Source organism: Owariibacterium komagatae, from assembly GCF_045865535.1.
GTDB lineage: Bacteria > Bacillota > Clostridia > Oscillospirales > Ruminococcaceae > Ruthenibacterium > Ruthenibacterium komagatae.
Genome location: NZ_AP031406.1, coordinates 2,048,143 through 2,062,303, shown reverse-complemented (window position 1 = coordinate 2,062,303; position 14,161 = coordinate 2,048,143). Strand labels below are relative to the sequence as shown.

12 protein-coding genes are annotated in these 14,161 nt (G+C 58.2%); all 12 read right to left on the bottom strand.

The window, feature by feature from the left end; translation table 11 throughout:
• Positions 1–125 precede the first annotated feature (125 nt).
• Positions 126–1,415 carry a serine--tRNA ligase gene (gene serS, locus ACKTS9_RS10235; RefSeq protein ID WP_407880596.1) on the bottom strand — a complete coding sequence of 430 codons (1,290 nt, stop codon included), beginning with the start codon at positions 1,413–1,415 and terminating at the stop codon, positions 126–128.
• A gap of 5 nt (positions 1,416–1,420) precedes the next feature.
• Positions 1,421–2,284, bottom strand: coding sequence for a ParB/RepB/Spo0J family partition protein (locus tag ACKTS9_RS10230; protein ID WP_349216029.1), 864 nt, complete (start codon positions 2,282–2,284; stop codon positions 1,421–1,423).
• 3 nt (positions 2,285–2,287) lie between these two features.
• Positions 2,288–3,058, bottom strand: coding sequence for a ParA family protein (locus ACKTS9_RS10225; protein WP_349216028.1), 771 nt, complete (start codon positions 3,056–3,058; stop codon positions 2,288–2,290).
• Between the two features lie 140 nt (positions 3,059–3,198).
• Complete coding sequence (locus tag ACKTS9_RS10220) at positions 3,199–4,050, bottom strand: ParB/RepB/Spo0J family partition protein (protein WP_407880593.1); 852 nt, start codon at positions 4,048–4,050, stop codon at positions 3,199–3,201.
• A gap of 124 nt (positions 4,051–4,174) precedes the next feature.
• On the bottom strand, positions 4,175–4,873 hold the full coding sequence (rsmG, locus tag ACKTS9_RS10215; RefSeq protein WP_349216026.1) for a 16S rRNA (guanine(527)-N(7))-methyltransferase RsmG: 699 nt from the start codon (positions 4,871–4,873) through the stop codon (positions 4,175–4,177).
• Positions 4,870–6,765 (bottom strand): tRNA uridine-5-carboxymethylaminomethyl(34) synthesis enzyme MnmG, encoded by a 1,896-nt coding sequence (gene mnmG / locus ACKTS9_RS10210; RefSeq protein ID WP_407880590.1) that lies wholly within the window; start codon positions 6,763–6,765, stop codon positions 4,870–4,872. Before mnmG ends, rsmG begins: the two co-directional genes overlap by 4 nt.
• Positions 6,762–7,571, bottom strand: coding sequence for a metallophosphoesterase (locus ACKTS9_RS10205; RefSeq protein ID WP_407880587.1), 810 nt, complete (start codon positions 7,569–7,571; stop codon positions 6,762–6,764). Before ACKTS9_RS10205 ends, mnmG begins: the two co-directional genes overlap by 4 nt.
• A gap of 32 nt (positions 7,572–7,603) precedes the next feature.
• Positions 7,604–8,977 carry a tRNA uridine-5-carboxymethylaminomethyl(34) synthesis GTPase MnmE gene (gene mnmE / locus ACKTS9_RS10200; RefSeq protein ID WP_349216022.1) on the bottom strand — a complete coding sequence of 458 codons (1,374 nt, stop codon included), beginning with the start codon at positions 8,975–8,977 and terminating at the stop codon, positions 7,604–7,606.
• Positions 8,978–9,091: 114 nt separating this feature from the next.
• Complete coding sequence (locus ACKTS9_RS10195) at positions 9,092–9,394, bottom strand: hypothetical protein (RefSeq protein ID WP_349216021.1); 303 nt, start codon at positions 9,392–9,394, stop codon at positions 9,092–9,094.
• Between the two features lie 15 nt (positions 9,395–9,409).
• Positions 9,410–11,932 carry a DNA gyrase subunit A gene (gene gyrA / locus ACKTS9_RS10190; RefSeq protein ID WP_407880584.1) on the bottom strand — a complete coding sequence of 841 codons (2,523 nt, stop codon included), beginning with the start codon at positions 11,930–11,932 and terminating at the stop codon, positions 9,410–9,412.
• A 20-nt stretch (positions 11,933–11,952) separates the two neighbouring features.
• On the bottom strand, positions 11,953–13,887 hold the full coding sequence (gene gyrB / locus ACKTS9_RS10185) for a DNA topoisomerase (ATP-hydrolyzing) subunit B (protein WP_407880582.1): 1,935 nt from the start codon (positions 13,885–13,887) through the stop codon (positions 11,953–11,955).
• 4 nt (positions 13,888–13,891) lie between these two features.
• Positions 13,892–14,161, bottom strand: a complete 270-nt coding sequence (remB, locus tag ACKTS9_RS10180) for an extracellular matrix regulator RemB (protein ID WP_349216017.1) — start codon at positions 14,159–14,161, stop codon at positions 13,892–13,894.

The following is a 14,161-nucleotide window of genomic DNA, read 5'->3' as shown; positions in this document are numbered from 1 at the left end:
ACAATTGGTGCATTTGCTATTATACAGATTCAACGTACTTTTGTCAACACTTTTCTTTCTATTTTTCCCAAAAAACGGCTGTATTCCAAGGAATACAGCCGTTTTCCATATTTTCCCAATTGTAATCAGTGTTTGGGGACCAATTCGCTTTTCCCGCCCATGTAGGGACGCAGAACTTCGGGGATCCGCACACGGCCGTCGGCCTGCAGGTTGTTCTCCAGGAAGGCGATCAGCATACGGGGAGGCGCCACGCAGGTGTTGTTCAACGTGTGAGGCAGATAGTTCTTTCCATCCTCGCCCTTGATGCGGATCTTCAGGCGGCGGCTCTGGGCATCGCCCAGGTTGGAGCAGGAGCAGACCTCGAAATATTTCTGCTGACGGGGGCTCCAGGCCTCGATGTCGCAGCTCTTCACCTTCAAATCTGCCAGATCGCCGGAGCAGCATTCCAGCTGACGCACAGGAATATCCAGGCTGCGGAACAGCTCGACGCTGTTGTGCCACAGCTTCTCATACCAGTCCATGCTCTCCTCGGGTTTGCAGAGCACGATCATCTCCTGCTTTTCAAACTGATGGATGCGGTACACACCGCGCTCTTCCAGGCCATGAGCGCCCTTTTCCTTGCGGAAGCAGGGGGAATAGCTGGTCAGCGTCAGAGGAAGCTGTGCTTCAGGAATGATCTGATCCACAAAACGACCGATCATGGTGTGCTCGGAGGTGCCGATTAAATACAGATCCTCACCCTCGATTTTATACATCATAGCGTCCATTTCAGGGAAGCTCATCACGCCCTGCACCACGCTGCCGTGCATCATGAACGGGGGAATCACATAGGTGAAGCCTTTGTCGATCATAAAATCACGGGCATAGGCCAGCACTGCCTCGTGCAGGCGGGCAATGTCGCCCATGAGATAGTAGAATCCGTTGCCGGCCACACGGCGGGCGCTGTCCAGATCGATGCCGTCAAAGCGCTCCATGATGTCGGTGTGATAGGGGATTTCAAAGTCCGGCGTTTTCGCCTCGCCAAAGCGCTGCACTTCCACATTGTGGCTGTCATCCGGACCGATGGGAACGCTGGGGTCGATCATATTGGGAATGACCATCATGATCTCGCGGACTTTGGCCTCCAGCTCTTCCTCGCGGGCTTCCAGCTCTTTCAGGCGCTGTGCCTGTGCGGTGACCTGCTTTTTCACTTCTTCGGCTTCTTCTTTTTTGCCCTGGCCCATCAGAGCGCCAATGCTCTTGGACAGCTTATTGCGCTGGGCGCGCAGCTCGCTGGCCTCGGTGATGACCGCACGGTTCTCCGCATCCAGCGCGATCACTTCATCCACCAGAGGCAGTTTCTGGTCCTGAAATTTCTTTTTGATATTCTCTTTGACGGCGTCCGGATTTTCCCGGACAAATTTCATATCCAACATGATGTTTATTTCTCCTTCGTATATTTCCCTAACAGGTTTGCAAATTCTTTCAACTGATCGTCGGAATAGAAATGCACCTGCAATTCACCTTTTCCGCCTTTGTAACGGACTTTGACCTCCGTTCCCAGAACCTCTTTCAGGCTCAGTTCCACTTCGCTGGGAAGGGGAGGGAGCAGGGTCGGCTTCCGCTTCTTGGGCTGTTTCATCATATTGCGGCACAGCAGTTCCGCTTCGCGCACGCTGAGGCCGCGCTCCACGATCCAGTCCGCCGCCTGCTGCCGGCTTTCCTCGTCAGGCAGACCCAAAACAGCTTTGGCGTGTCCGGGAGTGAGCAGGCCTTTTTTCAAATCTTCCAGCGCTTTGGGAGGAAGATTCAAAAGGCGCAGGCTGTTGGCCACCGCACTGCGGCTTTTGCCCAGCTTCTGAGCAGCCGTTTCCTGCGTATAGCCGCACCGGTCCATCAGCTGGCGATAGCCCGCGGCTTCTTCCACCGGGTCCAGATCTTCGCGCTGCAGATTCTCGATCAGCGCCAGCTCCATTGCCTGCTGTTCGGAGATATCCTTTACCAAAACCGGAATCTGATCCAGTCCCGCCAGACGGGCAGCGCGCCAACGGCGCTCACCGGCCACGATTTTGTAACTGCCGCCGGGGACCTGCCGCACCACAATGGGCTGAAGCACGCCGTGCTGGGAAATGCTGTCCGCCAGTTCGCCCAATGCGGCATCGTCAAAATGTTTGCGGGGCTGCGCCTTGTCCGGTTCCACTTCCGTCAGCCGGAGCATGGTGACGCCATCATCCGCGGAAGACGCGCCCGTATCCTGAAACAACAGGTCCAGCCCGCGGCCCAAACCGCCTTTTTTTGCCGCCATGGGTTATCCCTCCCTCCGATTGTTTTTCACAAATTCCGCCGCAAGGAAGGCATAGGCCTCTGCCCCCTTGGACCCGCCGTCGTAATAATTGATGGGCGCGCCGAAGCTGGGCGCCTCCGAAAGGCGGACGTTGCGGGGAATGGTGGTCTTATACACCTTGTTTCCAAAGAACTTCTTTACTTCCTGCACCACCTGCAGCGTCAGGTTCAGACGGCCGTCGTACATGGTGAGCAGAACACCCTCGATGTCAATGTAGGGATTGTACATCTTTTTCACGGTGCGAATGGTGCTCATCAGTTCGGAAAGTCCTTCCAGCGCGAAAAATTCACACTGAATGGGCACCAGAACCGTATCGCAGGCGCACAGACCGTTGAGCGTGAGAAGATCGAGGGAAGGGGGGCAGTCGATGAAAATAAAATCATACTGCCCGATCACCGGCGTCAGCGCCTCGCGCAGACGGGCCTCCCGCCGGGGAAAGCTGACCAGCTCGATGCCCGCACCGGACAACTGGATGTTGGAAGGGATCAGATCCACCCGGTATTGTGTGTGCACGATGGCTTCCTGCGCGGTTTTTTCGCCGGTCAAAAGCTGATACACGCTGATTTCCACACCGCGTTTTGCAATGCCGTAAGCGCTGGTGGTATTTCCCTGGGGGTCCAGGTCCACCAAAAGCACCTTTTTGCCCTGCGCCGCGACCCCGGATGCCAGATTGACGGCCGTAGTTGTTTTTCCTACGCCGCCTTTTTGGTTTGCAACTGCCACTACTTTACCCAAAATACCGGTTCCTCCTGTTGTTTGTTCCATTTTACAGCCTGTTTTCACATGCAGCAGCATACAGATACAGTATAACACAGTGTTTTTGCTTTTAAAAGAGGAAAATCACCTGTTCCACGTGGAACAAAAAAGAGCCGCGGTCAAACCGGGCTCTCGGGGGGCTCTTTTGTTCCACGTGGAACAGAAGAATTGTTTTTCACGGCGCTGGAGGTGGGAATGCGAACCACATATTCAATGTAGTCCTCCTGTTCCTTTTTGGTAGCCGTAGCCGGAATGCCGTTTCCGGTCATCAGCTTGACCGCGCGCTCGATGGTATTGACAAACAGGCGCACGTCCTTCACCATCATGCGGCGTCTGGGACGGGGCTTATTTTCCAGAATGCGGGAAACGAACTGCTCGGTCTGCTGCACGTTGTAGCCGTTCTGCAAGACTACTTTCAAAGCCCGGGTCCGCATTTCGCTGTTTGGAAGGCGCAATACCGCCCGCGCGTGGCGCTCGGTGAGGCCCGCGCGCACACAGAGTTCTTCCTGTTCGGCATTCAAAGAAAGCAGGCGAAGTTTGTTGGCCAGCGTGGGCTGTGCAATGCCCAGGCGCCGTGCCCCGGCCTCCTGCGTACAATTCCACAAACACAGCAGATCCCGCAAAGCACGGGCCTGCTCGAAGGGATTCAGCTGCTCCCGCTGTAAATTTTCCAAAAGGCTGAGGGCGGCGGTCTTTTCATCCTCAAAATGATAGATCAGCGCGGGAATGGTACTCATGGCCGCCATTTTACAGGCGCGCCAGCGCCGTTCGCCCGCGATCAGCTGATAGGTGCCCCCGGGCATGGGCCGCACACTGATGGGCTGCAGCAAACCGTTTTGCAGAATGCTGGCCGCCAGTTTTTGAATGTCCTGCTGTGAAAATGTTTTTCGCGCCTGAAAAGGGGAAGGCGTGATGCTGTCGATGGGCAGATACACCACCTTCACCGGCTGCGTCATGCGCTCTCTGATCAACGTTCATCCGTCCTTCCAGGCACGGAACAAAAAAAGTTCCATGCCAGTATTTCCAAGAAAAAGTCTAGCATGGAACGTTCTTATTTTCCAGTATTTTCCATTTACAAGATTCGACGAATCCGCCTCACTTTAAAGGGGCTTTTGCAATTTTTCCGCCGTTTCTGGGATAAACGGAGGGAGTTTGCGATATCTTTTGGTAGAACAGCAGGCTGCGGGCGCTTCCGTCAGGCAGAACAAAGTCCCGCGACTCCACAAAGACGCCGCCCAGTTTTTTCACCGCACCCGCTGCTTCGTGCACCTCGTCCAATGCGCCGGCCCCCTTCAAAGCGATGAACCAGCCGCCTTTTTTGACCAGCGGCAGGCAATATTCGGCCAGCATGCACAAATTTGCCACGGCCCGGGCTGTGGCCACATCAAACTGCTCCCTCCACTGCTTGCGGGCGGCCTCTTCGGCGCGCTCTTTTGCAAACTCTGCTTCGATGCCCAGCCGGCCGCACACATAGCGCAGAAATTCCACCCGTTTTCCGGTGGGTTCCATCAGAGTGAGCTGCAACTGCGGTTTGTACAGCTTTGCCACCACGCCCGGAAAGCCCGCACCGGTGCCCACATCCACCACACGGCCGGAGACCTCCGGCTGGACTGCGAACAAAAGACTGTCAATGAAGTGCTTGTCCTCGATGCCTTCGGGGTCTGTGATCGCTGTCAGATTGACCTTTTGGTTGTATTCTACCAGCAGTTCGGCGTACGTATCCAGCGCCTGCACCGGCACCTGCGCAATGCCCAGCTTTTCCGCTTTTTCCAAAAGACGATTTTGATCGATCATGAACGCTCCTCCGTTGCTTTTCTGTGTGTGGTCAGGGCGATGGTCAAACAGGCGATATCCGCCGGACTCACACCCGGAATACGGGACGCCTGCCCCACGCTGCGGGGCTGGATCTTGGCCAGCTTTTCCCTTGCCTCCAGGCTCAGCCCCGCCAGAGGCGCATAGTCAAACCCGGATGGAATCTCCATTTTCTCCTGGCGCTGCACCTGAGCGATCTGGCTCTGCTGGCGTTTGATGTAGCCTTCGTACTTGATTTCCGTTTCGAGACAATAGGCAATGAACGGCGTTACCTCGCTGTTTTCACCGATCATATGAGCAATATCCTCATAGTGGAGCGCCGGGCGGCGCAGCAGTTCGGCCGCATTGCAGCCGCTGGAGAGCAAAGGCTCGCCTTTTTCCTGCAAAATGGGATTGGCCTGCACCGGGCGCACGGTGGTCTGCAAAAGACGCTTGTGTTCCGCCTGCTTGATATCCCGGCGGCGGCAATAGTCCGCCCAGCGCACGTCGTCCACCAGTCCCAGTTCCCGGCCCAGCGGCGTCAGCCGTTCGTCGGCGTTGTCCTGCCGCAGATACAGGCGGTATTCCGAGCGGCTGGTCATCATGCGGTAGGGGTCCATAACGCCCTTGGTGACCAGGTCATCCACCAGCGTGCCCAGGTAACTGCTTTGACGGGGCAGGATCACCCCTTCTTTGCCCTGCACGCGGCGGGCGGCATTGGCACCGGCCAGCAGGCCCTGCGCCGCGGCTTCCTCGTATCCGGAGGTTCCGTTGAACTGGCCCGCCCCATAAAGCCCCTGCACATCCTTGCACTCCAGGGTGGGGAACAGGGCAGTGGGGTCAATGCAGTCGTACTCGATGGCATAGGCCGGGCGCATGATCTCCAGGTGTTCAAACCCGCGAATGGTGCGGTACATAGCGTTCTGCACATCTTCGGGAAGGCTGGAGGACATGCCCTGCAGGTACATCTCTTCCGTGTCCAGGCCGCAGGGCTCCACAAAAATCTGATGACGGGGCTTTTCCGAAAAGCGCACCACCTTATCCTCAATGGAGGGGCAGTAGCGGGGACCGATGCCTTCGATTTTTCCGCCGTAGAGGGGAGAGCGATGCAGGTTCTCCAAAATGATGCGGTGGGTCTCTTCGTTGGTATAAGCGATGTAGCAATCCACCTGATTTTTCAGCTCGCCTTTGGTCAGGAAGGAAAAAGGCTGGATGTGTTCGTCGCCGCTCTGTTTTTCCAGCACGGAAAAATCAATGCTGCGGCGGTGCACCCGGGCGGGAGTTCCCGTTTTGAACCGTCGGATGGGAAGGCCCGCTTCTTTGAGGCACTGGGTCAGCTGACAGGCCGCGTGCTGCCCGTCGGGACCGCTGGCATAACTGGCATCGCCCACAAAAATGCGGCCGCCCAAATAAGTACCCGTACAAAGGACCACGGCTTTTGCACCGTAAAATCCGTTGAGGTTGGTGCAGACCCCTGTGACACGGGTGCCCTGTGCGGTTTTTTCAAAGGTGAGGGAAGTGATCTCCGCCTGCTTCAGCTGCAGGTTGGGCGTTTCTTCCAGCGCTTTTTTCATGTACATATGATAGCGTTTGCGGTCCGTTTGAACGCGCAGGGAATGCACCGCGGGCCCCTTGCCCATGTTCAGCATCCGGCTTTGCAGGAACGTGGCGTCCGCGGCAAGACCCATCACGCCGCCCAAAGCGTCCACTTCCCGCACCAGGTGTCCCTTGGCGGTGCCGCCGATGGACGGATTGCAGGGCAGATTGCCCACGCCGTCCAGCGTCAGCGTAAACAGCGCCGTTTGCACGCCCAGCCGCGCGGCGGCACAGGCCGCCTCGATGCCGGCGTGCCCTGCGCCGATGACCACAACGTCAAAATCTCCCAAATGATTCAAAAATGTTCTCTCCCCATCTGCTCAAAATCAAAAATGGTCAGCTCCCGGGGACAAAACAGCCGGAAGCCCGGTCCGCTTTCTCCCAGACCGGCCGAAACGTACAGCCGCATTCCATGCACGTTGTAAAAGCCCTGCAGGTAATGCCCCACCTTTTTGGTCATCCAGGCGCGCCAGACCACCGGCGCATATACCTGGCCCGCATGGCTGTGGCCGGCCAGAATCAAATCCGCTGTTCCACGTGGAACTTTTTTTGCCAGCGTCGGCTCATGCACCAGCACGATGCGGATTCCCTGCGCATACCGCATGCAAAGCAGGGAAGACGGGTCGGACAAATTTTGAAAATAAACATCGTCCAGCCCGCCGATGACCACCGGTGTGCCGCTGGGCGTCTGCACCCGCGCCACCTGGTTTTTTAAAAGAACAAAGCCGCTTTTTTCAAACAGGCGCTGCGCCTGCTGGCCCGCCCCGAAAAGATCATGATTCCCACGCACGGCAAACACGCCGCAGGGCGCCTGAATGCGGCGCAGAATCTCCGCGGCGGTTTTCCACTGACGGAAAGGCTCCGGATGACAGACCAGATCTCCCGTGAAAACCACCACATCCGGATGCTGGCGGTTGACCTGCTCCACCAGACGGGAGAGGGCGTTCCAATCCGTTCGATCATCCAGGTGAAGGTCGGTCAGATGAACCAGCCGAAGCGATCCCTCTCCGGGCAGGGTATAACGGCAGACCCGGACGGGCCTGCGCGCCTCGCGCCGGGCAATCGCCCGGCGAAGCGACCAGAGTGCAGAAAGGTTTTGTTTCATCAAAAAATCTCCATAAATAACGATCTATCGATTTATTTTCCAACACAAAACTTAGAAAACACCTCTTCGATCACATCGTCGGAGGCGTGTTCGCCGGTCAATTCATACAACGCGTTCAGCGCGTCGTCCACACATACGCCCGCCGCGTCCAGCGTAAAGCCCGCCTCCACCGCGTCCAGCGCTTCGGTCAAAGCATCCCGGGCGGCTTTGGCGCAGGCCAGCTGGCGCTCGTTGGCAAGCAGCATGGCATCGGTGTCCAAATTTGCCACGCCCAGCACTTCGGCCGCCGCCTGTTCCACGGTTTTCAAAAAGGCGGGGTCATTGGCACTGATGGACACGATTTTGGAAAAATACGGTGCGATCACATGCTCGTCGAAACGGCGGGGAAGGTCGTTTTTATTCAAAATGGCAAGAGCCGGACGGCCGGCGCATCGGCGGGCCAGCGTTTCGTCCTCGCTGTCCGCCTCTTTGGATGCGTCAAACACCGCCAGAACAAACCCCGCCTGTTCCAGACGGGCAAAGCTGCGGCGGATGCCCTCGGCCTCCACCACGTCATCCGTCTGGCGGATGCCCGCCGTGTCTGCCAGATGCAGCCGCACGCCCGCCAGCTCGATCTCCTGTTCCACCACGTCCCGGGTGGTGCCCGCCACCGGGGTGACGATGGCCCGCTCGAACCCGGACAGAAGATTTAAAAGCGTGGATTTGCCCACATTGGGGCTTCCCACAATGGCCGTCTGCACGCCCCGGCGCAGGACCGCGCCCGTATCATAACCGCGGATCAACTCTTCCAGCGTTTTCCGGTCTTCCCGCAGCGAGGAAGCCAGTGCTTCCAGAGAGAGTTCCGGCACATCCTCCTCCGGGTAATCCGTATAGGCCGCCAGATGTCCGGCCAGGGAGATCAGATGCGCGCGCACACCATCGATTTTGCGATACAACGCACCTTCCATGGCAGCAGCTGCGGCTGCCGCTCCCTGTTTGGAGGTGGAACCGATCAGGTCCATCACCGCTTCGGCCTGGGTCAGCGAGATGCGGCCCGCCAGAAGCGCCCGCTTGGTAAACTCGCCCGGACCGGCCGCCTGCGCGCCCGCGTCCAGGCAGGCGCGCAGCAGCTGGCTGCTGACCGTGCTGCCGCCGTGACAGGAGAGCTCCACCACATCTTCGCCGGTGTAGCTGTGGGGCGCACGAAAACAAAGTGCCACCACTTCATCGCACACCCGGCCGTCCTGCACAAAATGGCCGAACAACGCCGTATATCCTTTGGCCTGTTCCAGCTGTTTGCGGGGGTTGGCCGGGCGGAACACCTTTGCCGCCACGCGGTACGCTTCCTCGCCGGACAGACGCACCACGGCAATGCCGCCCGCACCCGGCGGAGTGGCGATGGCTGCAATGGTTCTTTCCTGTATCATGACTGGTTCCTCTCTTTTTTTACAAAAGGTAATTTATTATATAAAAATACAAAATGTTATTTTTACAAAAAGCAGGGCAGTGCGCGGCACTGCCCTCGGTTTCAGATGTTGTTTTCAGCCCCTGGACTGACCTTTAAAAATTTCGATCTCGTTGGCGGGCAGCTCGGTTTTAAAGTCGTGCTCGGTGCGGTGCAGATTGCCGCAGATGCACACCTCTTCGCCTTTGGCGTCCAGCGGCATATAGTACCCGCAGGTCGTGCAGCGGGCATACAGGCCGGGTTTGCGCTTAAACTCCTTGGCCAGAAAACCGGTGGCTTTGGGGCCGTGGCCCAAATAGGTAAACGCCATTTTGTTTTTCAGTTCCTGCTGCTGCCGTTCCAGTTGGGATTTATCTACATTCCAGTTCCGCATATCCATTGCAAAACCGCCTCCTTATTCTTCCGATTCTTCCTGCGCTGTGAGCGCGGCGATCTCATCCTCGGTCATATCCTCACCGGTCTCTTCCGGCTTTTCCACTTCTTCTTCGTCACTGCGCTCGGTGCGGGCCACGGTGACCACTTTGTCGCCTTCGCCCAGGCGCATCACGCGAACGCCGGAACCATACCGGCTCTGAGCATTGATGTCCGCCACGTGCATGCGAATGATGATGCCCGTCATGCTGATGAGGATGATGTCGTCGTCCTCATCCACTACGCGGATGCCGGCCACATGACCGGTCTCGCCGTAGTTGCGGATGCCCTTGCCGCCGCGGTACTGGGTGCGGTATCCGTCCACGGAAGTGCGGCGTCCCTTGCCTTCTTCCGTCACGGTCATGACCGTGGCGCCCTCGCGCACAATGCCGGCGCCCACCACATGGTCGTCCCCGGCCAGGCGGATGGCGCGCACGCCGATGGCGGTGCGGCCCACCACACGGGCATCCTGCTCGGAGAAGCGGATGGCAACGCCGCCGCGGGTAGCTACGATCAGATCTCTTTCACCGTCGGTGATTCCCGTCCAGGCCAGGCTGTCACCCTCGTTGAGCGTGATGGCGATCAGGCCGGACTTGCGGATGTTGCTGTAAGCGGACAGCTCCGTGCGCTTGATGATACCCTGTTTGGTGACCATTACCAGATAAGCGCCCTCGGTCTCCTCAGGCACACGCAGCATGGTGGTGACCTGCTCACCGTTTTGCAGCTGCAGCAGGTTGACAATGTTCACACCACGGGAAGTGCGGCTGCCTTCGTAGATCTGGTAGCCTTTCATCCGGAACACACGGCCCAGGTCCGTGACAAACAGCAGATGGTCGTGGGTGGATGCCAGGAACAGCTCCTCCACGAAATCTTCGTCCTTGCGGGAGAGCGCCGTGATGCCGCGGCCGCCCCGGCGCTGCGCCTGATAGGTGTCCGCCGGCTGGCGCTTGATGTAACCCGCGTGGGTCAGGGTGAACACGCACTGCTCTTCGGGGATCAGGTCCTCGATGTCCACTTCGCCGGAAACGTGAGCGATCTCGGTGCGGCGGTCATCGCCGTACTTCTCCCGCATCACATTCAATTCGTCTTCCACGATCTCCAGAACTTTCTGCTCGTCCGCCAGAATCGCACGCCAGTCGCTGATTTTTTCATGCAGCTCGCCCAGCTCGTTGTCGATTTTCAAAATTTCCAGACCGGCCAGCTGGCCCAGCTGGAAGTTCACAATGGCCGTGGCCTGGGGATCGTCAAACTCGAATTTGTCCATGATGGCGGCTTTTGCCTCAGCCTTGCCGCCCTTGCAGCCGCGGATGGTGGCAATGATCTCGTCCACGATGTCCACGGCACGGCGCAGACCTTCCAGAATGTGTGCCCGCTCCTCGGCTTTCTTCAAATCGAAGTTGGTGCGACGGCGCACCACCTGGCTCTGGAAGTCCAGATATTTCTGCAGCATTTCCTTCAGCGTCATGACCTTGGGCACGCCGCCGTCCAGCGCCAGCATAATGACGCCCACGGTATCCTGCAGCTGGGTATAGCGATACAGCTGGTTCAGCACCACCTGGGGATTTGCCTCGCGCTTGAGCTCGATCACAATGCGCATGCCCTCGCGGTTGGACTCATCGTTCAAATCGGAAATGCCCTCAATGCGCTTGTCTTTCACCAGGTCCGCGATGTTCTCGATCAGGCGGGCCTTGTTCACCATGTAGGGAATTTCGGTCACGATGATCTGGAACCGGCCGTTGGCCTTCTCCTCGATCTGGGCCCGGCCGCGCAGGGTGATTTTACCGCGGCCCGTGGCGTAAGCGGCCCGGATGCCGGAGCGGCCCATGATGATGCCGCCGGTGGGGAAGTCCGGTCCCTTGATGTGCTCCATCAGACCGGCCAGTTCGATGTCCGGGTCATGGATCAGCGCGGCAATGCCGTCGATCACTTCCCGCAGATTGTGGGGCGGGATATTGGTGGCCATACCCACCGCAATGCCCTGAGAGCCGTTCACCAGCAGGTTGGGAATGCGGCAGGGCAGAACCGTGGGCTCCTTTTTGGACTCGTCGAAGTTCGGCTGGAAATCCACGGTCTCCTTGTCAATGTCCCGCAGCAGTTCCACGGCCATTTTGCTCATGCGGGCCTCGGTGTAACGGTAGGCCGCAGGGGGGTCGCCGTCCACGGAACCGAAGTTGCCCTGGCCGTCTACCAGAGGATAGCGCATGGAGAAATCCTGTGCCAGACGCACCATGGCATCGTACACAGACGCGTCGCCGTGGGGATGGTACGAGCCCAGCACCGCGCCCACCGTATCCGCGGACTTGCGGGTGGGATGGCTGGGGTCGTTGCCGCGCTCGTGCATGGTGTACAGAATGCGCCGGTGCACGGGCTTGAGGCCGTCGCGCACATCGGGCAGTGCGCGCTGGGTGATAACGGACATGGAGTAGTCGATGAACGCCGACTCCATCTCCTCCTTGATGTCACGTACAATCAGGCGTGTGCCTTCCGTGATGGAATTTTCAATCATAATTTCTTCTCCCTGTCAAATCACACGTCCAACGTTGCGTACTGGGCGTTTTTCTCAATGAAGTTTTTGCGGGGCTCCACCTTGTCGCCCATCAGAATGCTGAAGGTCTGGTCCGCCTTGATGGCGTCTTCAATGGTGATCTGAACGATCACACGGTTTTCGGGGTTCATGGTGGTCTCCCACAGCTGCTCGGGGTTCATTTCGCCCAAGCCTTTGTAGCGGTTTGCCTTGGCGCCCTGACCCAGCTCGGCCATCATCTGGCTCAGCTCGGTGTCATTGTACGCGTATTTGATTTTCTGCCCTTTCTGAATGCGGAACAGAGGCGGCTGTGCAATGTACACGTGCCCGCCCTCGATCAAAGGCCGCATGAAGCGGAAGAAGAACGTCAGCAGCAAGGTGGCAATGTGGCTTCCGTCCACGTCCGCATCGGCCATGATAAACACTTTGTGATAGCGCAGCTTGGAAATATCAAAATCCTCGCCCAGGCCGCAGCCCAGCGCCGTGACCACAGGGGTCAGCTTGTCGTTGCCGTACACCTTGTCGATGCGGGCTTTTTCCACGTTCAGCATTTTGCCCCACAACGGCAGAATGGCCTGAATGTTGGAGTCCCGGCCCATTTTGGCCGAGCCGCCGGCGGAATCACCCTCGACGATGAAGATTTCGGTTTTGGAAGGATCTTTTTCACGGCAGTCCGCCAGTTTGCCCGGCATGCGGCTGGTTTCCAGGGCGGACTTGCGGCGCACCAGTTCCCGGGCGCGCTTGGCAGCCTCGCGGGCGCGGGCCGCCTGCATGGCCTTTTCATAAATGGATTTGGCCACCGCGGGGTTCTCTTCAAAGAACTCCTTCAGTTTGTCGTACACCATGCCGGAAACAAGGCCCCGGATCTCGGTGTTGCCCAGCTTTGCCTTGGTCTGGCCCTCGAACTGAGCCTCGGTCAGCTTCACGCTGATGACCGCGGTCAGGCCCTCGCGCACGTCGGAACCGGACAGGTTGTCGTCCTTTTCCTTGATGTAGCCCTTGGCGCGGCCAAAGTCATTGAACACACGGGTCAGAGCTGTCTTGAATCCTTCCTCGTGGGTGCCGCCGTCCGGCGTGTTCACGTTGTTGGCAAAGGAGATGATGCACTCCTTGAAGCTGTCGTTGTACTGCATGGCCACTTCCGCCACCGAATCGCCCAGCTTGCCCTTCAGGTAGATCACGTCCGGATGCAGCACCTCCAGGCCCTGCTCCGCGTGGATGTGCTCCACAAAGCTGCGGATGCCGCCCTCGTAGCACATGCTCTCCTGCTGCTCTTTGCCCGGGCGCTCGTCGGTGAGTGTGATGCGCACGCCGGCGTTCAGGAACGCCTCTTCCCGCAGACGAACGTTCAGCGTTTCATAATCGTATTCCAGCACCTCGAACATCTCGGGGTCCGGCTTGAAGACCACCGTGGTGCCGTTGGGAAGGTCTGTGGTTCCCAGATCCTGCAGGTCCGCGTCGGCCACACCGCGCTTGAAGCTCTGGCGGTACATGCGGCCGTCCTTGTGCACCGTGACCTCCAGCCACTCGCTGAGGGCGTTCACCACGCTGGCGCCCACGCCGTGCAGACCGCCGGACACCTTGTAGCCGGAGTTGTCGCCGCCGAACTTGCCGCCCGCGTGCAGAACCGTGAAGACCACCGTCACCGCCGGGATGCCCAGCTTCGGCTGAATGTCCACCGGGATGCCGCGGCCGTTGTCCGTCACCTGAATGATGTTATCCTTTTTGATGGTCACTTCGATGTGGTCGCAGAAACCGGCCAGCGCCTCGTCGATCGCGTTGTCCACGATCTCGTACACCAGATGATGCAGTCCTCGGGGGCCTGTGGAGCCAATGTACATGCCGGGGCGTTTGCGCACCGCCTCCAGACCTTCCAATACCTGGATTTGACTGCCGTCGTACTCGTGCTGATTTGTGTTTTGTTCAGACATTCCCATTCTCCTATTTCGTAATCGCTATATCGTCGATGTAGCCGCTGCGCTTTTTCAGCGTGGCCGCGGAAATCTGGCTGATGTATACCTTTGCGTTTTCGCCGGTGGTCACAATAAAACTTTTGGGCAGCTCCGCCGTCACATTGACCACGCGGCCTTCCTTTTCGGCACGCGCAAGATAATCCCGCGTGTGTTTGGAAAGCGTGGAGGAGTCCAGATCAAAGATTCCCAAAATCTCCTTGGTGCGGATGATGCACTCCTGCCCCAGATGAAGATACAT